We start from the raw sequence: 22155 nt of genomic DNA, 5'->3' as shown, positions 1-22155 counted from the left end.
GCGTTGAGTTTTATGATGCACAGGATCCGTATAACCATACCGGCCTCGCCATTGCCCAGGGTTCCTGTACCATTCCGCGGACAGGTTACGCTAAAAAGGTGATTATAGCCCTTTTATGAACCGGCCGGGATCGGGCTGCAAGATACAATTTCTTAAAAAGATGCCGGAATTTAATGCTGCATCGGGTAGTTGGCAAGCCGGGCCAGACCGTTTTGCAGCGAAAACAGGGTAAGCCCCTGGCGGCTGTTCACGTGCAGCTTTTTCGATACCCTGTCGAAATAGGTCTGAACGGTCTTCGGTTCTACAAACATGGTTTCGGCAATCTGCTCATAGGTAAGGGAAGTTGCATTGAGCATAATGAAGGTGATTTCCCGGTCGGTAAGGCCGAATTGTTTATAGAAACGACGGGGTTCTGTGTCGTGGTCTATGGCAAGATCGATCAGCAGGTCGTCTGCCATACGTTCGTCTACATAGATACCTCCTGCCATTACGGTATCCAGCGCTTTGTTCAGCACCATATCGGGCCGGGCTTTCATGATATAACCTGATGCACCGCTGCTGAACAGGTTTTTAACCACATCATTTTCAATAAAACCAGAGATCCCGATCACTTTCATGTCCGGGTATAAGATGCGGAGAAAATGGGTAAGCGCGATTCCATCCATTACAGGCATACGGATATCTACCAGTACAACAGAAGGAATGGTTCTCTTATCCTGCAGTTTTTTAATAAAATCATGGCCGTTCTGTGCAATAATATCCAGGCTGTATTGATCACTGCCGCGGAAAAAATCCGTCAGCACTGAATGGTAAGTAAGATGATCTTCTACAAGTGCAATAGCTACCATAATATCCGGAATAGGCCTGTGATCTGATGTATAGACAGGATGAAGTTATTATTTTTTTTGAAATATATGGCTACCTGCCGCCAAATTGTAGTGGTATCACCAATTGCGGAACCTGTTGATTTATTCTAATATTAAATATCAAAATTTTGACTTTCAATGGCCGTTGAAACGGGAGATGATACGAACCCGTAAAAAGAGTGCACATGAACTGTTCCTTTAAAAAACCAAACAATGAAAAAATTATCTTTTCTCCTCGCGCTGACTTTATTCATTTCTTCAGGTCTTTTTGCAGCAACTTCCAGCGAACCAGCAACCAAAGCAGGTGTTACTGAAATAAAAACAAAAGTTCAGGACATCAAATCTCTGGCCGGCACAACTGTCAAGTTCAGCAAAGCAACTGCGCTTGCGATGAGTTACCCTATCGAATTCCAGACCTCATGCGGCACATGGGTGGGCAATGGCGCCGATTTCGCTAACTGCTCAGGTTCTCAGCTGATGGCTATCCAGGCTGCTCTTGAGCAAGTATGCCAGCAGTACCCATGGGTTACTGAAGTGCTGGTAGAAGCCTGTTAATCCAATTTCCTTTTTTATAAAAGGCCTGCGGTCTTATCTCTGCAGGCCTTTTCTTACATTTATTTATTCCTGAAAAGAAGTATCCAATGTCTCTGATGAAAAAAACAGTATTCTCCGCCCTGATCCTGCTGGCTGGCTTATCTTTATCCGCGCAGCAGAAAGAGCCCGTGATCGCCCAGGCAATGTATCATTTCTCACACATGCGTGATACCGCCAATCCTGGCGTTTTTTATGAAGAAAATATGATCTTACGGCTGGGTAAAACAGCCGGGCTTTATGAAAGCTATGACAAGGCATACCGCGATTCGGTTGACCTTGCCATGATCGATTCCGTACGTAAGGCCGGAGGTATTATCAGGTTATCGTCGGCAGGTAAAAAACCTACCACAGCTACTGTATTATACAAGTTCATCGGTGCCAATAAACTCTATTCAAAAGAATTTCATCTGAAATATTATTTTATGGAAGATGAAATGCCGGTCATAGACTGGAATATTTCCAATGAAACAAAGAAAATAATGGGGATCGATTGTCAGAAAGCAACAGGCGTATGCAAGGGCCGAACTTACGAAGCCTGGTTTGCTCCGGGTATCCCTTTCAATAACGGTCCGTGGAAACTGCAGGGTCTGCCCGGCCTGATCGTGGAAGCTTCAGATCTTAAAAAACAGGTGAATTTCAAATTTGCCGGATTCCAGCCATTAACCGCCAGCAACAGGTCAGTAGAACTGCCAACAGATATCATTCCTACCACACGCGCCGAATATACCAGGCTGGTGGATGCCATCAACAAAAACCCGGAAGCTTTTCTTTCCGGTAATGGGAATGGTGCACTTATTTCAATGAGAGGTGCAACTCCCGGCGCAAGACCGGCAGGCGGCGGTCCCGTGAATACGGTCAATAACCCTGTAGAGTTGCCCTAGCAGAACATATTATTTTTTCTTATCTTCCATAAACAGGTATAACGTATAGCTGCTTGCATGCGGTTATAGCTGTTTTAAGTTATCTGCCTATGAGGCCGACCGGTAAAATCTACCTGCTGCTGTTTTTATGTTGCCTGGCCGGCAAACTGTCTGCACAACTTGTTTTCAGCGGGCAGGTCAGAACAACAGAGGGGAAACCAGTAGCTGCGGCTAATATTACACTGCACAAAGGATCATCCGGTATCATTTCAGCATTTTCCGTGAGCGATGCAAACGGGAACTACAGGATCCGGATTACCCATGCAACGCCGGCCGACAGTCTCCGGCTGGAAGTTGTTGCTATCGGCTACGAGAAGCAGCAAAAAAAGGTGTCCGCGGCCGGTGAAACAACAGATTTTGTTTTGGCCGCATCATCTTCACAGCTCCCTACCGTAACCGTAAAAAACAATGCCCCTTTTGCACGGTTCAGGAACGACACGCTGAGTTACACAGTAGATTCTTTTGTTCAGCGCCAGGACCGCTCTATCGGCGATGTATTGAAACGGATGCCCGGCATTGAAGTGGATGGCAACGGAAAGATCACTTACAATGGCAAAGCAATTTCCAATTTCTATATCGATGGCGACAACCTCCTTGACGACAGGTACAATATTGCTACTAATTCCATCGCCGCAGATATGGTAGACAAAATACAGGTGCTCGAAAATCATCAGTCCGTAAAAGCATTGCAGAATGCCGTGCTCACAGATAAAGTAGCATTGAATGTAAGTCTGAAAGACAAGGCAAGACTTAAACTGATGGGAATGGCAGAAGCAGGTGGCGGCATTAAAGATGTCCGTGATATTACCCTTAACCTGATGATGTTCAGGAAAAATTATAAAGCCATCAATGCATTCCGGTCAAACAATAATGGTGCAGACCTGCGTGATGATATCGTAAGTCATAACCAGGGCGATCTGATGGGCCAGCAGGACAGGTCTGCAACGGATTCTTACCTGGGGATGACTACGTCCGGCAGCCCTAATATAAACAAACAAAGATACCTGCTCAATAATGCGAACCTGCTCAATTTCAATAACCTTTTCAAAACCCGTGATGAGCTGCAGCTGAAGCTGAACCTGTTCTACCTGTCGGATATCCAGCATCGTTATTATAATGGATCTACCCGTTTTTACCTGCCTGGAGATACGGTAAATTATACTGAGCGGCAGGAAGCACGTTTTACCACACGCAACTTCAGGGCACAATTCAATGTGAACAGGAACAGCAAAAGCTTTTACCTGAACAACAATACCGTTGCGGAAGCAGGCTCGGATCCGGGTAATGCGTTTATAGTGATCAACGGCAATATGCAGTCGCAGCAACTTTTGCAGAAAACAACCAATATTTCCAATGAGTTCAGCATCATAAGGCCATTCAGGCTTAACCGCATCCTTGAACTGTATGCTTATCAGCAGTATACCAATAATCCTGAACAACTGCATGCACTACCCGGCACAAATGAAACTGTATTCAACAATAACCAGCCGTATCTTCAATTATCACAGCTTGTAAAAGCGCCTTCTTTCTTTACAACTACCAGCGCTGTTTTGCGTATACCGGGTCTTCATCTTTTACAGGCCTATAAAGTTGGGCTCACAACAAAACGGCAGGAGTTGCGGAGCAATATCGTTACACAACAACAGGATCTTTCCGAGCAAGTGCTGGCGGACTCATTTGCCAATCATTTGCATTTCCGGTTCCTTAAGTTATATGCACAGGCAGACTACGACTGGATATCCGGCAGAACACAGCTCTCATTGTCTTTTCCTGTTAATGCAACAAGCATTCGCTTCAGGGATGATTCATTACAGACGGATGAGCGATTCTTCCGTTATTTCTTCACGCCTGCTGTTAAGTTCCGGTATGCAACAGGACGCGAACATGACCTTACCGTTATCTACAGGCGAACCAATACACCTGGCACAATGGAAACGATCTATCCAGGGTATATCCTGAAAAATTACCGTGTGCTCATGAACAATCTCGTTCCTTATACTTTATCGGCCACGCACTATGCAGGAGTGTCGTTCAATTTCAAAAAAACAACAAAGTTATTATTCGCGAGCTTGCTGGCAGCTTACAGTAAAACGGAGAACAACACTTTATCAAGCACTGTTTTCTTCGATAATCTTCAAAAGGTCAGCACTATTCCCGGTGCCAACAATCTTAACAGCCTGCTGTTACAAGGTAATATCAGCAAATATCTCTTCCCGCTGCAGACAACAGCCTCATTAAAAGCATCCTGGCGAACAAGCGAATGGAACCAGCTGCAGAACAATAACTATCTGCAATACAACAATGGAACCACCAGCTTCGGTCTTTCATTAAAAACAAAATTCAACCGCTGGCTGAATACTTCCTACAACATCAGTTATACGGAAACCAGGAGTAAGCAGCTCAACAGCAATACCGGGGCTCGTTCATCGAAACAGGTGAACCAGGCCGGCGAGATCAATATCATCCCGGGCAATACAGTCTTATTAAAGTTTACGGCTGAACATTATTATACAAAACAGGCGCAGTTAAATACCATCCGTAATTTCTTCGCGGATGCATCATTGCAGTATAAGTTAACCGGGATCAGAACAGACCTGTTCTTTTCCATACTGAATATTACCGATGTGCGTAATTACACGGTAATAAACCTTACTGCCAATAATCTCAGCGAAAGCAATTATGCCATCAGGCCACGTGTATTCATGCTGAAAGCTGTTTTCAACTTTTAGCATCAACGGCTGCGCCCAGCCAGGCCATCATGCCGATGCCTGTCTCTATGGCACGTTCATCAATATTGAAACGTGGTGTATGTACGTTGTGGATGATTCCTTCCTCTGCATTCCTTACACCTAAGCGATAGAAGCAGCCGGGGATCACCTGTGTGTAATAGCCGAAATCTTCAGCACCCATGCGGATCTCCGTTTCTTCCACATGTTCGCTTCCCATATACACTTCGGCCAGTTTCCAGGCTTTGGCATTGAATACAGGGTCGTTATCTACTGTAGGATAGCCAACATCGATATGCAGGTCTATTTCTGCGCCCATAGCTTCCACAAGGCCTGTTGCCTGTTTGCGGATCAACTCATGCGCTTTGAAACGCCATTCTTCGTCCATAGCTCTGAAAGTTCCCATGAGCTTTACTTCACTCGGGATCACATTCGTGGTATGTCCGCCCTGGATGGAACAGATCGACAAGACAGATGGCGATAAAGGATTTTTATTCCGGGAGATGATCTGCTGAAGACTTACGATCAGGTGCGAGGCAATAAGAACAGTATCTGCCGTAAGGTTCGGCGCTGCCGCATGCCCGCCTTTCCCTTTGATGGTAATATATAATTCATCGGCACTTGCCATTACCCTTCCACTTCGGAAACTAAGCTTGCCGTAATCGAGACCGGGATGTACATGCAGGCCGATGATCCCCTGCGGCTTGGGATTTTCCAGCACACCCTCTTTGATCATATAGCTTGCGCCGCCCGGATTTCTTTCCTCGCCCGGCTGGAAGATCAGTTTCACCGTTCCTTCCCATTCGTCTTTCAGCTCATTGAGCAGTTTTGCGGCACCGAGCAGGATGGTTGTATGTACATCATGGCCACAGGCGTGCATCACTCCATCATTCACCGAACGGTAATCCACTTCATTCTCTTCCTGTATCGGCAGTGCATCCATATCGGCACGCAAAGCTATCACACGGCTGTCGGGATTCTTTCCCCTGATCATACCAAGCACACCGGTAGTTGCTTTCACTTCAAAAGGAATACCGAACGAGGTCAGCATCGATTGTATATAACGGCTCGTTTCAAACTCCTGGTAACTCAGCTCGGGATTGGCATGCAGCCGGTGCCTTACGGCGATGAACTCGTCTGCATATCTGGCTGCCAGTTCTTTTATCTTTTGCTCAAGCATGTATGAATGAATTATGGAATGATATCCTCTTCTTCACTGAATGTGTATTCAATCGCATCCTCTACCACATAAACGCCCTGCGGATAATATTTATTCAGCAGCTTCCTGAATTTTTCTGCGTCTTCGCGTTTGATGAAATTACCAATCCGTACTTTAAAATAAGGCGACTGGTACATCGTGTAGCTTTTCTGATCCGGGAAGCGGGATAATAATTCTGATTTTATTTTGAAAGCCTGGTCGCGGTTGCTGGTGCTGATCACCTGGATCCGGAAGCCCTTATAGAGACCTGAGCTGGTCATCATTGCAGTACGCTTATTGATCTGGGCCTGCTTTACGGTAAGGATATCCAACCTCGGATCTTTGATTACAGTAATTGAATCCTGCGCATTCGCAGCGATCGCGCCTATAACAGTTATAAGTGCTATCAGCCATTGTTTTGCATTCTTCATCGTCACTGTTTTAAGTAAGATACACAAATTTACTGCCAAAGCGGTCTAATAACCGCTTTCACCTTCCGCCCCTTTCATGATGGCAACACTTGCGCTGCAGCCCAGGCGGGTTGCACCTGCATCGATCAGTTCTCTGGCAAATGCATAATTGCGGATACCACCGGAAGCTTTGATCTGCACATGCGCCGGAAGGTGTAACCTGAACAGGCGAACCGCTTCCACCGTAGCACCTTTTTCCGCATAACCGGTTGATGTTTTCAGGTAATCTATTCCTGCTGCGCCATAAATATCACAGCATTTGATGATCTCTTCTTCTGTAAGCACACCGCTTTCAATGATGATCTTTACTGTTACACCCTTGCTTTTGATCACCGGCATCAGGTGGTTGATCTCATTGGCAATATAAAGCCAGTCGCCATTTTTAATGGCCGAAATATTCGCCACGATATCGAGCTCATTTGCCCCGTCTACAATGGCCAGGATGGATTCAGCGATCTTTGCTTCAATGGCTGAATAACCAAACGGGAAACCGATCACTGTAGCGATCTTCACATCGGCCCCTTCCAGGAACTGTTTAGCCGAACGCACAAAATTCGGGGGCACACATACAGCAGCGAACTGGTATTCCATCGCTTCCCTGCAGCATTGTTCTATTTCCTGCAACAATACCGTTGGCTTCAGGATCGTATGATCTATGTACTGGTTGATCTTCATCTTTTCATATTTTGGTATCACCCCTTTGCAAAAAAGATTTACCACTTTGGTGATAAATCTTTTTTACTATTGTTATGATCCGCTGTTAAGCGCCGGCTCCGTGGCAGGCTTTGAATTTCTTGCCGCTTCCGCAAGGACAGGGATCATTCCTGCCGATCTTGGGGCCAACCTGCACCGGCTGCTGTTTAACCGGTGTGGGATCGTAATAATCATTTTCTGCCGGACCGTCCGGGTTTTCCTTATTGGCATTCATCCGGCTCATATCGGTCTTCTGTTCACGCCCTTCTTTCAGTTCATCACCGTCGTTCAATGGAATGCCTGCATGGCAAAGGAACTGTACGATCTCGCGGTTCACCTCATCATCCATTTTTTTGAACAGTCCGAATGCTTCCACTTTATAGATCACCAGCGGATCCTTCTGCTCGTAGGTGGCAGTCTGTACGCTCTGTTTCAGATCGTCCATCGCACGCAGGTGCTCTTTCCAGGCATCATCGATCAATGCAAGTGTTACGGTTCTTTCAAGCGCATTCAGCAGTTCGGCTCCGTTGGTGCTGAGGGTCTTTTCCATGTTGGATAACACCTGCATTCCTTTTTTACCGTCTGTGAAAGGAACGATCACATTCTCGATATGATTTCCCTGCTGCTGGCGGATATTCTGGAATACCGGTAATGCCTGTTCCATCAGGTCACGTTTCTTACGCTCGTAATTGGCAATGGCTTCTCCGTACAGTCTTTCCGCAAGCTGCTGTTCGCTCTGCTTACTCAGTTCTTCTGCAGTGATGGATGAATCGATGCCAAAGTTCACGATCACTGCAAGGCGGAATCCTTCGTGGTCGTTCTGCTCTTTGAACCCGCCAACCATTTCTTCTGCTACCGCATAGAACGCGTTGTCGAGATCAAGTGCAAGTCTTTCGCCAAACAGGGCATGACTGCGTTTTGTATAGATCACCGTACGCTGCTTGTTCATCACATCATCATATTCGAGCAGTCGTTTACGGATGCCGAAGTTGTTTTCTTCCACTTTCTTCTGTGCACGCTCGATCGATTTGGTGATCATGCTGTGCTGTATCACTTCACCTTCCTTATATCCTGCAAAATCCATCACTTTTGCAATACGCTCGCTTCCGAACATACGCATCAGGTCGTCTTCCAGTGAAACAAAGAATTGTGACGAACCCGGATCACCCTGACGACCGGCACGTCCTCTCAGCTGCCTGTCCACGCGGCGTGATTCATGTCTTTCTGTACCCAGGATCGCCAGACCTCCGGCTTCTTTCACACCTGGTCCGAGCTTGATATCCGTACCACGACCCGCCATGTTGGTTGCGATGGTAATAGCTCCGGCAAAACCGGCTTCTGCTACGATCTGCGCCTCACGTGCGTGCTGTTTCGCATTCAATACATTATGTGCAACCTGTTTCTGCCTTAACATCCGGCTCAGTAATTCACTTACTTCAACAGAAGTGGTACCTACCAGCACCGGCCGGCCCGCATCGCGCAGGCGAACGATCTCGTCGATCACCGCACCGAATTTCTCACGTTTGGTTTTGTATACCAGGTCCTGCTCGTCTTTACGTATAATTGAAATGTTGGTCGGGATGGAGACCACATCCAGTTTATAGATATCCCACAACTCAGCTGCTTCTGTCTCCGCCGTACCGGTCATACCGGCCAGCTTATGATACATCCTGAAATAGTTCTGTAAGGTAACGGTTGCATAGGTTTGCGTAGCTGCTTCGATCTTCACGTTTTCCTTTGCTTCAATGGCCTGGTGCAGACCGTCTGAATAACGGCGTCCGTCAAGGATACGGCCCGTCTGCTCATCCACGATCTTAACAGCACCGTCCATTACTACGTATTCTACGTCTTTGTCGAACAAGGTATACGCTTTCAGTAACTGCTGTACAGTATGGATCCGGTCTGCCTTAACAGAATATTCGTTGATGATGGCTTCTTTCGCATGCAGTTTTTCTTCTGCAGTTGCATTCGGATCATTGTCAACAGCAGCGAGGGAAAGACTGATATCGGGCAGAACGAAGAAGGTCGGGTCTTCGCCTGCACCGGTAATGAGCTGAATACCTTTGTCGGTAAGTTCTACCGAATTGCTCTTTTCCTCGATATAGAAGAAAAGTTCTTCATCCGCTTTGGGCATTTCACGCTGCTGATCTGCCAGGTAATGGTTCTCTGCTTTCTGCAGTTTCACACGCATACCGGGTTCGCTGAGGTATTTGATCAGGGCGCTGTTCTTAGGCAGACCGCGGTGCGCTCGGAAAAGGGCCAGGCCGCCGTCTTTCGGATCATCGTTCCCTTCACCGATCTTTTTCTTGGCTTCGTTCAGGAACTGGTTCACGGCTCTTTTCTGCGCCTCCACCAGTTTTTCGATCCTTGGCTTCAGCTGGAAGAACTGCTGTTCGCCTGTATTGTGGCTGATAGGACCTGAAATGATCAACGGCGTTCTTGCATCATCGATCAGTACGGAATCCACTTCATCCACCATGGCAAAATGGTGCTTGCGCTGAACCATTTCCTGTGACGTATGCACCATATTATCACGGAGATAATCGAAACCGAATTCATTGTTCGTTCCGTAAACGATATCTGCCATATAGGCATTACGTCTTGCTTCGCTGTTCGGTTCGTGTTTGTCGATACAATCCACGCGCAGTCCGAGCCATTCGAATATCGGGCCGTTCCACTCACTGTCACGACGGGCGAGGTAATCATTCACGGTAACGATATGCACACCTTCCGCAGCAAGGGCATTCAGGTATGCAGGTAAAGTAGATACGAGTGTTTTACCTTCACCGGTTGCCATTTCAGCGATCTTTCCCTGATGCAGAACACTACCACCGATCAGCTGTACATCATAGTGTACCATGTTCCAGGTAACGGTTCCGCCGGCAGCGGTCCAGGTATTTTTAAATACGGAAGTATCGCCTTTGATCTGTATATAATCTTTACGTACACTCAGGTCGCGGTCGAGCGGTGTGGCAGTAGCCACCATTTCAGGATTTTCCTTGAAACGGCGTGCAGTTTCTTTTACAACGGCAAAAGCTTCTGCCTGTATAGCGTTCAATGCCTCTTCTATTTTTTTGTCGCGGTCTTTTTTCAGTTTGTCCACTTCCTGGTAAATGGCATCACGGCCATGGATATCACCTTCGGATAATGCTTCCGCGCTTTGTTTTTTCGCTTCTATTTCCTTGTTGATCTCAGCCAGGTGGTTCTGGATGCGTTGTTTGAATTCAACGGTCTTATTCCTGAGTTCATCGTTGGAGAGTGATTGGTATTGCTGGTAGAACTGGTTTACTTTTTCAATGACGGGCATGATCTGCTGCACGTCCTTGTCGCTTTTGCTACCCCCGAATAATTTGGTAATGAATTTCAACATAAGTTTGGTCTCGTGTTATTAGAAAAAATATAACAGTTCAAAAACGGTGCAACAAATAAATTAAGCCAATTTGGCACCCGGCCAAAGGTAAAGAATTTGAGTATAGACTGAAGTGCTCTTTCCGGTCAATTGATCTTTAGTGAAAACTTAACAGGCTGAAAATGATTAAAATAAGGGAAATATTAACGATAACGTCGGTTTTATGGCTGGCAACGGGTCATGCGCAGCAGGCAGAACAGGATTCCATTGCCCGGAGCCGGATCCTCATGAATCAGAATAACTATTATATCCTCGGGGCCTGGGCAGGAGCCAATATTATACAGGGCACCATTTCCGCGAGCAATACCAAAGGCAGCGAACATCACCTGCACCAGATGAATGCTTACTGGAATACCGTGAACCTGGCGGTGGCGGGTATAGGCTTGCTGGGCATCCGGAAACAGCTGAACCGGCATTACACCCTTACCGATAATATCAATGCCCAGCAAAAAACAGAAAAGCTGCTCTTACTGAACAGCGGGCTTGACGTTGCATATATAGCAACCGGATTATATATGAAAGAGCGGGGAACCCGGCTGGGAAATGAAAAAACCGAAGGTTACGGGGGCAGCCTGCTGTTACAGGGCAGCTTCCTGCTTGTTTTTGACGTGATCCAGTATTTTAACCACCGCCGTAATGGCAGGTTGCTGGAAAACCAGCTGAACGGGCTGCAGCTGGGTGCGGCAGGAAGCGGGCTCGGGTTAACCTATCGTTTCCGGTGACTGTAAGCGGCTCATATCTTTTTCATTCTTTCAGATGGAATTTCAGACCGTTTCTGCTACTTTTGCAGCCAAATTGAAACGCCGGCCCCGCGCCGGAGCAGAAACCCGAAACCCTACAACAGATGGCAGGTCAATTAAAAGAGGTACGTAACAGGATCAAAAGTGTACAAAGCACCCAGCAGATCACCAAGGCAATGAAAATGGTAAGTGCGGCTAAGTTACGCCGTGCACAGGATGCCATTACGCAGATGCGTCCTTATGCCCAGAAGCTCCAGGAAATGCTCAGCAATATTGTAAGCTGCAGCGAGGGCGATATGAGCATTGGTCTCGCACAGGAAAGGCCGGTGGAAAAAGTACTGCTGATCGTGATCACCAGCGACCGTGGTCTCTGCGGCGGTTTCAATGCCAATCTCATCAAACTGGCCAAGAATACGATTTCAGAAAAATATGCAGCCCAGTTCCAGAAAGGAAATGTAACCATCTGGAACATTGGTAAAAAAGGTTTTGAAAGCCTGGGTAAAGCCGGTTACAAAACAGATGCTACCTATAAAGATATCTTCCTGAACCTTCGCTTCGAAAGCGTACAGGCAGCTGCACAGGCCGCTACCAAAGCGTTTGAGCAGAAAGAATTCGATGCTGTGGAGATCATTTACAGCGAATTCAAGAATGCTGCCACCCAACGCTTCGTTGCCGAGCAGTTCCTCCCTATTCCTAAAGTGGCTAACCAGGCCGGTGGTAAAAAAACAGACTTCATTTTCGAACCTGCACGTGAAGAACTGATCGCCGAACTGATGCCGAAGATCCTGAATACCCAGCTGTACAAAGCGGTACTGGATTCCAACGCAAGTGAGCACGGTGCCCGTATGACGGCCATGGATAAAGCCAGCGAGAACGCGAATGAACTGCTGAAATCACTCAAGATCAGCTATAACCGCGCAAGGCAGGCAGCCATCACAACCGAATTGACAGAGATTGTTAGCGGTGCGGCAGCTTTACAGGGATAATCGTATCCATTAAATAATTAAGTTCGCTGTTCAACAAGAAGTTTTATGATGGAACTCAGCCAGATCATACCCCATATTGAAGTATTGATTTTTGCAAGCGACAAGCCTCTGACAGCGCTTGATATCGTAGAGCTCATCAACAATGCCTTCGGGTTCATGGAACAGCGGATCACTTTAGACCAGGTGGAAGCTTCCCTGGAAGGCGTGCGCGAAAAATACAATTCGGAGTTCTATCCTTTCGAAGTAAGGGAAAGCGGCGGCGGCTGGCAGTTCCTTACCAAAAAAGATTATCATAAGACCATTGCCCAGCTTAACGGCGATAAATTCCTGAAACGCCTCTCCAATGCGGCACTGGAAACCCTTGCCATTATTGCCTACAAGCAACCGATCACCAAAGGCGAAATTGAAGCCATCCGTGGTGTGAACAGCGATTACAGCATCCAGAAACTGCTCGAAAAAGAACTGATCATCATCAGCGGCCGTAACGAGGCACTGCCCGGCAAGCCACTCGTATACGCCACTTCACGCAACTTCATGGATTACTTCGGCATCAACAATGCCGGCGATCTTCCGAAGATCAAGGAAGTACTCGCTGAACAGATCGTTGAAGGGACGATCATCAGTCCGGAAGACTTTACCGACCAGCCTGTACAGGATGCCCTCTCTTCTGAAGAGATCCCCAGCGAAGAACCGGCCGCGGCCCTCACCGTTAACGAAGAAGGCGAACTGGTAGATAACAGCAATCCTGAAGAAGAAGCACCGGAAGAAAATCCTGAAAGTGGTGATACAGCGGGAGACGATGAAGAGGCGGATGAAAAAGAAACCCCTCAGGATCCTGCGTAATAATTTTACGGCTGTCATTTTCCGAACGCGAAGACGATTATCTTCGCAACATGTCCCAGTATTTATCAAACGAGCAACTGACGCAGATCGCGGATACGTATGGTACACCTGTTTACGTGTATCATGCTGAAAAGATCACCGAGCAATACAATCGTCTTACCACTGCTTTTGCCAACGCTGATACGCGTTTTTTCTATGCCTGCAAAGCACTGACCAACAGTAATATCCTCCGTCATATCCGTTCGCTCGGATGCGGGGTGGATTGCAGTTCCATCAATGAAGTAAAACTGGCATTAAGAGCCGGGTTCGATCCCAACAATGTATTATATACCAGCAATGGTATCGCCTTCAGTGAAATTGCGGAAGCCGTGGAGCTGGGTGTGAATGTAAATATCGACAGCCTGTCGAACCTTGAAAAATTCGGTCGCCGGTACGGTTCCTCCTACCCGGTAGGCATACGCCTTCGTCCCAATATCATGGCGGGCGGTAATCTTAAAATATCTACCGGCCATGAAAAAAGCAAGTTTGGTATTCCCATCGAACAGCTGAACGGTATCCTGGATCTGATGGCGCAATACCATATCGTGATCAAAGGTCTGCATATTCATACCGGCAGCGAGATCAAGGATGTGGATGTATTCATGAAAGTAGCTGACATCTTCAGCGAGCTTGTTCCTCATTTCAAAGACCTGGTTTTCCTCGACATGGGCGGTGGTTTTAAAGTGCCATACCGTGAAGGAGAATCCGGAACAGACATGACATTACTGGGCGAAAAGGTTGCAGCCGCATTACAGCAGCTGGAAGCAGCTACCGGCCGTCATTTCCAGGCCTGGTTCGAACCGGGTAAATTCCTGGTAAGCGAATCGGGGTATTTTATTACACAGGTGAATGTACTGAAGGAAAACGCGGCCACCACTTTTGCAGGCGTGAACAGCGGGTTCAATCATCTGATCCGTCCTATGTTCTATGAAGCATATCACCGCATCAGCAATATCAGTAACCCGCAGGGTGCGCTGAAACACTATACCGTAACAGGAAATATCTGCGAAACCGACACTTTTGCCTGGGATCGTGAGCTGAATGAAGTAAGAGAGGGCGATCTGCTCGTTTTTTACAATGCAGGTGCCTATGGTTTTGAAATGGGCAGCAATTACAATGCACGTTTCAGACCGGCACAGGTTTTGGTTAAGAACGGGGAGGCACAGCTGATCCGCAGAAGAGACGATTTTGAGGATCTCTTAAGAAATGAGATAGATGTGATTTAGAACAAAAGCGTAGTTTGCATAACCATGATCGAGATCAAGAACATAAAGAAGCAGTTTGGCGATAAAGTGATCCTGGACGATATCAGCGCCGTAATGGAAGCCGGCAAATGTAACCTGATCATCGGTACCAGCGGCAGCGGCAAAACGGTGCTGACCAAATGTATCGTTGGCCTGTTCGAGCCCGATCAGGGTGAGATCCTGTACGATGGCGTGAATATGCTTACCATGCAGGATGATGAAAGAAAACAGCTGCGCCAGCAGATCGGCATGCTCTTCCAGGGTAATGCACTTTTCGATTCGATGACGGTTGAGCAGAATATTCTTTTCCCGCTGGATATGTTCACCAAATTATCGCACTCCGAAAAGAAGAAGAAAGTAAATGAAGTGCTGGAAAGGGTGAACCTGAAAGATGCCAATAAAAAATACCCTGCCGAGATCAGCGGCGGTATGAAAAAAAGGGTGGGTATCGCACGCTCCATCGTACTCAATCCCAAATACCTGTTCTGCGATGAGCCAAACTCAGGCCTTGATCCGCAAACATCGATGGTGATCGATAAACTGATCCAGGAGATCACATTGGAATATAATATTACCACGATCGTTGTTACGCACGACATGAACAGTGTGATGGAAATAGGCGATCATATTGTTTATCTCTACCAGGGACATAAACAATGGGAAGGCTCCAACAAAGACATCATTTTCAGTAAAGACGAACTCCTGAATAATTTCATTTTCGCATCCGAGTTCCTGCAGGACGCAAAGAACATGCGCATGCTGGAAAGCAGGGAAGGAAAATAATCTCAACCGAATAAAAGCGACAGCCATGAAAAAAATGATCCTGATGATGGGTATGCTTGCAATCACAAGCATTCTTTTTGCCCAGGCGAAAATGGAAAATCTTCCGCCTTATAAAAAAGATCCTAAAATGCCCAATTTCAGGATCCTGCTCACCGACAGCACTACCTGGTTCACAAAGGATCAGCTGCCTAAAACGGATTACACGGCGATCATTTATTTCAGTCCCGACTGCGGCCATTGCCAGCACGAAGCGAAAGAAGTGGTAAAATACATGGACAGTCTGAAAAACGTATTCTTTGTATGGGTGAATTACAGGCATACCATGAACGATCTGAAAGCGTTTTCGGAATATTACGGGCTTGATAAGTTCAGCAATGTACGCATGGGACGCGATCCGCAATATGCGATTCCGGCTTTTTACCAGGTAAAATTCACCCCATTTGTGGCAGTATACGACAAGAACCGTCTTTTCATGAAAGAATTCGAAACCGGCGTGGAAATGCCGGAATTATTGTCATTATTGCGTAATCACCGGTAATTATTCCATGATCCGGCGTTACCTTTGCAGCGTCAAAAATTCCTCATTCTAAATACTCAGATAAAATGAAAGTTACTGTAGTAGGTGCCGGAGCCGTAGGTGCGACCTGTGCCGATAACATTGCCCGTAAGGAACTGGCCCAGGAACTCGTACTGCTCGACATCAAAGAAGGTCTGGCAGAAGGTAAAGCCCAGGATATGATGCAGACCGCTGCATTGCTGGGATTCGATACACGTATCACCGGAAGCACAAACGACTACTCCAAAACCGCAGGTTCTGATGTAGTAGTGATCACTTCAGGTCTGCCACGTAAACCGGGCATGACCCGCGAAGAACTGATCGGTACCAATGCAGGTATCGTGAAAGGTGTTTGCGAGAATATCCTGAAATATTCACCGGATGCGATCATCATCGTGATCAGCAACCCGATGGATACCATGACCTACCTGGCCCTGCAATCTACAGGACTTCCTAAAAACCGTATCATTGGTATGGGCGGCACGCTGGACAGCTCCCGTTTCAAATACCAGCTCAGCCAGCACCTGGGTTGCAGCCCTGCCGACCTGAATGCACTGGTTGTTGGTGGTCACGGAGATACAACCATGATCCCGCTGATCCGTTTTGCAACCTGGAACAGTATTCCTGTTACAGATTACCTGACTGAAGAGCAGCAAAAACAGATTGTTGCAGATACGATGGTTGGCGGTGCAACCCTCACCAAACTCATTGGTACCTCAGCATGGTATGCACCGGGAGCTGCCGGAGCTGCACTGGTTGAAAGCATCGTACGCGACGAGAAAAAACTGTTTACCTGCTGCGTAAGCCTCGAAGGCGAATACGGCCAGAGCGATATCTGCCTGGGTGTTCCTGTTGTGATTGGCAAGAACGGCTGGGAAAAGATCGTTGATTTCAAACTGAACGACGAAGAAAAAGAACTCTTCAACAAAAGCGCAGATGCTGTACGCAGCATGAACGATGTGCTGAAGACTTTATAATCTCATAACAGAAAGATAATTTCTGAAAAAAATAAACCCCGGAATTCCCGGGGTTTATTTTTTTGCAACAAAAACGTATAAATACGCAAATCAACGTTTTAATAAAAAAAACACCAATCGCCTGAAATAACGACTGTACTGTTATTTCAGGCGATTGAATTGATGTTGCAACTACTACCAGTTTCCTGTTGCTTTTCTTCCGTGCGGGCTACCGCTTGTCACGGAATTATGCGTTTCGTCCTCAAATACATATTTCCACTGTAACATTTCAGTGTGCTTTGCGTCTGATGAAGCACAAAACAACAAGAATGAGAAGGATCGTATCCATGGCAGTAGTACTGCTGATGATTACCGTTACCAACGGCTTTGCACAAAGCAAAAGCACAGTTAGCGGCACTGTAAAAGATAATACCGGCAAGGAATTATCTTCTGTTACCATATCACTTTTAAAAGCACAGGACAGCACGCTGGTAAAAGCAGATGTTTCCGACGACAAGGGACGCTTTGACATTACGGCTCCCGGAAATGGTAAATTCCTGCTGAGCTTTGCGCTCGTAGGACATGAAAAAACATTTTCCCCTGTTTTTGATCTGCAGGCAGGTCAGGCTTATAATGCAGGCAATATCGTGATGGAACCTGCTACCAAAAAACTGCAGGATGTTACCGTTACATCGAGAAAGCCGATGATCGAGATCAAGGCAGATAAAACTGTTTTTAATGTAGAGAACAGTATTAACGCAACCGGAAGCAACGCGCTTGAGCTTCTTCAGAAAAGCCCGGGCATACAGGTTGATAACAACGAGAACATTTCCATGAAGGGAAAAACCGGTGTTAAGATCTATATCGACGGCAAAATGACACAGCTCAACACCAAAGATCTGGCGGCTTACCTGAAAGGGATCAACAGTAACGATGTTGAAGCGATTGAAATGATCAGCAACCCAAGCGCCAAATACGATGCAAGCGGTAATGCCGGTATCATCAATATCCGCCTGAAAAAGAATAAAAAATTCGGCACCAACGGTAGTGTTACAGCAGGCCTTGTACAAGGGGTAACCCCTAAAGGAAACGGTTCTGTAAACCTGAACTATCGTGACAAGAAGGTGAACCTCTTCAGCAATGCCGGCGTAAATATCGGCCGTTATGAAAACACGCTGGACCTGTATCGTATCCAGCGCGATTCGATCTATGATCAGCGCTCAGTGAACTACAGCGATAATAAGAACTACAGCCTCAAAGCAGGAGCGGATTACTTCATGAACAGCAGAAGCACCATCGGTGCACTGGTTACTGCGAGCTATGGTAACAATGAATGGGCAAGCAACAGCACTACCGATGTGTACTATAATCCTACCAAGGCATTCGTAAAATCGCTGAAAGCATCGAACAGCATTCCGGGCGACCGTACCAATCTGAATGCCAACATCAACTACCGTTATGCAGATACTGCCGGTAAAGAGATCAACTTCGATGCGGATTACGGCCTGTTCCGTGGTACAGGAAAAAGCTACCAGCCTAACTACTATTACGATCAGAGCGGAAACGTTCTGTCGCAGGTAATCAACCGTAACAATACCCCTACCGATATCGATATCTATACAGCAAAGATCGATGTTGAATTCCCTAAATGGAAAGGCAAACTGGGTTATGGTGCCAAGATGTCTTATGTGAAAACAACAAACACATTCGATTTCTTCAATGAAGCAGGTGGTGTGATCACCAAGATCCTGAGCCGCAGCAACAGCTTCGATTATACCGAAAACGTGAATGCAGCTTATGTGAACTACCAGCGCCAGCTGAGCCAGAAATGGAGCCTGCAGGCTGGTCTGCGTGGAGAACAAACCAACAGTAAAGGTGTACTGACAAGGGGCGACGGACTGGTTCAGGCGGATAATACCGTTAGCCGCCACTATTTCGACCTGTTCCCGAGCGCGGCGTTAACCTGGACACTGAACCCGAAGCATACACTGAACCTGACTTTCAGCCGCCGTATCGACAGGCCTACTTACCAGGACCTGAATCCGTTTGAGAATAAGCTGGATGAGCTGACTTATGAAAAAGGTAATGCGTTCCTGCGTCCGCAGTACACCAACAGCATCGAGCTGACGCATACGTTCATGTCTATGATCAATACAACTTTTGGTTACAGTCATGTAAAAGATTATGCAACACAAACAACCGATACCACATTCAATGCTACTTATATCCAGCAGAAGAACCTGGCTACACAGGATATCCTGTCTGTTAATATCGGTTCACCGCTGCCAATCAAAAAATGGTGGAATGGTTATGTGAATCTCTGGTTCAACTACCAGTTGTTCAAAGGAAAGATCGGCGAGAATGAAATACGCCGTGATATCCCGATGTATGGTGCTTATATGCAGCAGTCTTTCATTCTCGGAAACGATTACACTGCCGAGTTAAGCGGCTGGTTCAACGGACCATCTATCTGGGGAGCAACATTTAAAACAAAATCGCAGGGCGGACTCGATATCGGTTTCCAGAAACAGTTCATGCAGAAGAAAGCAACTGTTAAGATCAGTGCAACAGATATCCTGAAAACGGCAAGCCCATGGCGAGCGGTCAGCGACTTTGGTGGCTTATACCTGAATGGTAAAGGCGGCTGGGAAAGTCAGACAGTACGTCTTTCTTTCACTTACCGCTTCGGAAGCAACCAGGTATCAGGTGCACGTCAGCGTCAGACCGGTCTTGAAAGCGAATCAAAAAGGATCAAATAATCCTGTACACAGAACTACCAATGATAGTGACACAGAAAGGGCGGCCAGATGGCCGCCCTTTTATTTTGATTCCGGTTTAATAAAGTTCTTTCAGCGCAGCGGCGGCCATGTTTTGCAGATCCTGTTCGCGCATGCATTTGAAGTGACCGAGCGGACAGGTTTTGGTACCGTAATTGGAACAGGGCTGACAGGATAAGCCCGGCACGATAAAATTGGTATAAGATGCGGCATCCGGTGTTGAGCGATAATAAGGTTCCACATCCAGCAAGGGTGAAGTGCCGCCCCATATGGCCAGTACGGGCTTGTTGAATGCGCAGGCTACATATTGCAGACCGGTGTCGTGCGAGATCACCAATTTTGCTTTACGGACCAGATCGGCAGATTCGTTCAGGCTGAATTTACCACACGCATTGTAAATGCGAACGGGATCAACAAGAGCTACCTGCCTGGCTTCGTTATCATCTTCCTTTCCGCCCACCAGTATAACTGGATATGGGATCAACCGGCATAATTCCTGCAATTTTTCTACCGGTAATTTCTTGGTATAGTATGATGCGCCGATGACCAGTGCAATATAACCGGCTGCATGCGATGTAGGAATATCCTCTGCATTTACAACGGCAGATTCCGGTATAAAATAATCCAGTCCTTTCCCGTCATTCACCACGCCAAGTGGTTTCAATGTATCCAGTGACCTGTCTGTGATATGCCTTTTAGGCATCAGGTTGATGTGGAACTTGGTAAGCAGGAATTTCCGGAGCGTTAGTTTTTTATACGTCAGCGATTTTGTCCGCAAAGCTGTTTTGATGCGCAGCGTACGGAAATTTTTGTGCAGATCGATGATATAATCGTATTGTTCTTTCTTCAGTTCACTGATCAGTTCACTGAGGTTATCCCTGAAATAATAAAACCGGTCGATATAAGGATTGGCCTCGGTAACCGCTTTGAACGATTGTTTGGTAAGAAAATGCACTTCCGCATCCGGCACCTGCAGTTTAAGGCAGCGGATAGCGGGTGTTGCCAGCACAATATCGCCAATAGAGGAAAACCGGATAACCAGGAACTTCATACACCGGGAAGCTTTTCAGATGAGCGGTAAAGATAGTTATTCCGGCCTGCTTATGTTTCCTCGATATAGTTGAGGTCTTTGTGGAAGGTTTCCTTCGTAAAATAATAAGCAATCAGTGTTATACCCATTACCACAACACCTGTTACCATACCACTTTTGATCAGGCTCCAGCCCCAGCTTTTCTGGAACAGATCCAGGAACATCATGTTGATCAGTGGCAGAGCTCCACGGACCATATTGGGGATGGTAGTAGCCGCGGTAGCCCTTAAGTTGGTACCGAACTGCTCCGCACCCATGGTAATGAATATGGCCCAGAAACCCGTACTGAAACCCAGCATGGCGCAGATCGTATACATGCTGCCATCCGTATTATTATATCCGCTGAAGAAAAGCAGCAGCGATGCAACAGTTAACCCGTAAAACAACAGCAAGGCTTTTTTCCTGCTCTTGAAATACTGGCTTACAAGGCCTACACAGATATCGCCCAGCGCTATTGCTGCATAAGCGAACATGATGGAGCGGCCCGAATCGATCGTGGTGCTGCCGAACATGGCTTTCCCGAAACGATCACTCTGGTTTACGAGGATACCGATCACATACCATGTAGGCAATCCTATAAGAATTGCACAGATATATTTGCTTAACCTTTTGCGGTTATTGATGAGCATAAAGAAATTACCACGTGCCACACCTGCCTGTTTCACTTCGCGGAACATGCCCGATTCGGCAACACTCACCCGCAGGAACAACAAGGCAATACCCAGGCAACCACCGATCTTATAGCACAAGCGCCAGTCGTCTGTAAGCCGGTACGTAAAATAAGCCACTACTGCACCGCTTAATCCTATACCCGCCACCATAGACGTACCCACACCTCTTTTGTTTTTGGGAAGCAGCTCACTCACCAGTGTAATACCCGCACCGAGTTCGCCGGCAAGGCCTAACCCGCCTACAAAACGACAGAATGCGTACTGGTTAACGGTCTGCACAAAACCTGTTGCAAAATTGGCTGCAGAATATAGTATGATGGATCCGAACAATACACTCAGCCGGCCTTTCTTGTCGCCGAGTATACCCCAGAGAATACCGCCGAGCAGAAGGCCCGTCATCTGCCAGTTGATCACACGCGTACTGTCTGCCAGCATCGTGGCATCGGTTGCGCCGACCCCAAGCATGCTTGCTTTTTTTACAATAGTAAACAGTAACAGGTCGTAGATATCTACAAAGTAGCCGAGTGCAGCTACAATAACGGGCAAGGAAAGCACCCCGTATTTCTTTTCGGTCATAGCAAGTTCGTTTTCTGA

18 protein-coding genes are annotated in these 22155 nt (G+C 46.9%); 11 read left to right on the top strand and 7 right to left on the bottom strand.

The genetic code is table 11. The features are described 5' to 3' along the window. Positions 1-170: 170 nt before the first annotated feature. Positions 171-848 carry a response regulator transcription factor gene (locus B5D42_RS02895; protein ID WP_078829917.1) on the bottom strand — a complete coding sequence of 226 codons (678 nt, stop codon included), beginning with the start codon at positions 846-848 and terminating at the stop codon, positions 171-173. Positions 849-1079: 231 nt separating this feature from the next. On the opposite strand from B5D42_RS02895, the gene B5D42_RS02890 reads away from it, so the two are divergent. The 3 genes from B5D42_RS02890 (at position 1080) to B5D42_RS02880 (ending at position 5109) form a co-directional block, all read left to right on the top strand. Continuing rightward, positions 1080-1421, top strand: coding sequence for a hypothetical protein (locus B5D42_RS02890; protein WP_078829915.1), 342 nt, complete (start codon positions 1080-1082; stop codon positions 1419-1421). A gap of 95 nt (positions 1422-1516) precedes the next feature. Continuing rightward, positions 1517-2341, top strand: coding sequence for a GLPGLI family protein (locus B5D42_RS02885; protein WP_217698766.1), 825 nt, complete (start codon positions 1517-1519; stop codon positions 2339-2341). A gap of 89 nt (positions 2342-2430) precedes the next feature. After that, positions 2431-5109: a TonB-dependent receptor gene (locus tag B5D42_RS02880; RefSeq protein ID WP_078829913.1), complete on the top strand. Its 2679-nt coding sequence runs from the start codon at positions 2431-2433 to the stop codon at positions 5107-5109. Here the strand turns inward: B5D42_RS02880 and B5D42_RS02875 are convergent. From B5D42_RS02875 to secA, 4 genes are all read right to left on the bottom strand, one after another. After that, a complete protein-coding gene (locus B5D42_RS02875) occupies positions 5099-6286 on the bottom strand; it encodes a M20 metallopeptidase family protein (protein WP_078829912.1) in 1188 nt (395 codons plus the stop codon). The genes B5D42_RS02880 and B5D42_RS02875 overlap by 11 nt on opposite strands. 11 nt (positions 6287-6297) lie before the next feature. After that, positions 6298-6735 (bottom strand): SPOR domain-containing protein, encoded by a 438-nt coding sequence (locus tag B5D42_RS02870; protein WP_078829911.1) that lies wholly within the window; start codon positions 6733-6735, stop codon positions 6298-6300. A 45-nt stretch (positions 6736-6780) separates the two neighbouring features. Further along, positions 6781-7449 carry a deoxyribose-phosphate aldolase gene (deoC, locus tag B5D42_RS02865; RefSeq protein WP_078829910.1) on the bottom strand — a complete coding sequence of 223 codons (669 nt, stop codon included), beginning with the start codon at positions 7447-7449 and terminating at the stop codon, positions 6781-6783. Between the two features lie 85 nt (positions 7450-7534). Continuing rightward, positions 7535-10837, bottom strand: a complete 3303-nt coding sequence (gene secA, locus B5D42_RS02860; RefSeq protein ID WP_078829909.1) for a preprotein translocase subunit SecA — start codon at positions 10835-10837, stop codon at positions 7535-7537. Positions 10838-10998: 161 nt separating this feature from the next. On the opposite strand from secA, the gene B5D42_RS02855 reads away from it, so the two are divergent. From B5D42_RS02855 to B5D42_RS02820, 8 genes are all read left to right on the top strand, one after another. Next, a complete protein-coding gene (locus B5D42_RS02855; protein WP_078829908.1) occupies positions 10999-11598 on the top strand; it encodes a DUF6992 family protein in 600 nt (199 codons plus the stop codon). Positions 11599-11720: 122 nt separating this feature from the next. Then, entirely contained in the window at positions 11721-12602 is an 882-nt protein-coding gene (gene atpG, locus B5D42_RS02850) for an ATP synthase F1 subunit gamma (RefSeq protein WP_078829907.1), read from the top strand. Between the two features lie 45 nt (positions 12603-12647). Then, positions 12648-13445, top strand: a complete 798-nt coding sequence (scpB, locus tag B5D42_RS02845; protein WP_245825530.1) for an SMC-Scp complex subunit ScpB — start codon at positions 12648-12650, stop codon at positions 13443-13445. A 50-nt stretch (positions 13446-13495) separates the two neighbouring features. After that, a complete protein-coding gene (gene lysA / locus B5D42_RS02840) occupies positions 13496-14710 on the top strand; it encodes a diaminopimelate decarboxylase (RefSeq protein ID WP_078829904.1) in 1215 nt (404 codons plus the stop codon). 24 nt (positions 14711-14734) lie between these two features. Continuing rightward, positions 14735-15511 (top strand): ABC transporter ATP-binding protein, encoded by a 777-nt coding sequence (locus B5D42_RS02835; protein WP_078829903.1) that lies wholly within the window; start codon positions 14735-14737, stop codon positions 15509-15511. Positions 15512-15536: 25 nt separating this feature from the next. Continuing rightward, positions 15537-16049, top strand: a complete 513-nt coding sequence (locus B5D42_RS02830; RefSeq protein ID WP_078829901.1) for a TlpA family protein disulfide reductase — start codon at positions 15537-15539, stop codon at positions 16047-16049. 65 nt (positions 16050-16114) lie between these two features. After that, positions 16115-17044 (top strand): malate dehydrogenase, encoded by a 930-nt coding sequence (gene mdh, locus B5D42_RS02825; RefSeq protein ID WP_078829900.1) that lies wholly within the window; start codon positions 16115-16117, stop codon positions 17042-17044. 308 nt (positions 17045-17352) lie between these two features. Beyond that, on the top strand, positions 17353-19782 hold the full coding sequence (locus B5D42_RS02820) for a TonB-dependent receptor domain-containing protein (RefSeq protein ID WP_176112881.1): 2430 nt from the start codon (positions 17353-17355) through the stop codon (positions 19780-19782). A 76-nt stretch (positions 19783-19858) separates the two neighbouring features. On the opposite strand, the gene B5D42_RS02815 is transcribed toward B5D42_RS02820, so the two are convergent. Together B5D42_RS02815 and B5D42_RS02810 are read right to left on the bottom strand one after the other, a co-directional pair. Then, positions 19859-20851 carry a glycosyltransferase family 9 protein gene (locus B5D42_RS02815; RefSeq protein WP_078829898.1) on the bottom strand — a complete coding sequence of 331 codons (993 nt, stop codon included), beginning with the start codon at positions 20849-20851 and terminating at the stop codon, positions 19859-19861. A gap of 50 nt (positions 20852-20901) precedes the next feature. Beyond that, positions 20902-22137 (bottom strand): MFS transporter, encoded by a 1236-nt coding sequence (locus B5D42_RS02810; protein ID WP_078829897.1) that lies wholly within the window; start codon positions 22135-22137, stop codon positions 20902-20904. Positions 22138-22155: the final 18 nt, after the last annotated feature.

Source organism: Sediminibacterium ginsengisoli (assembly GCF_900167075.1).
Taxonomy (GTDB): Bacteria; Bacteroidota; Bacteroidia; order Chitinophagales; family Chitinophagaceae; genus Sediminibacterium; species Sediminibacterium ginsengisoli.
Note: the sequence above shows the minus strand (reverse complement) of the source record. Positions and strands in the feature narration are given on the sequence as shown.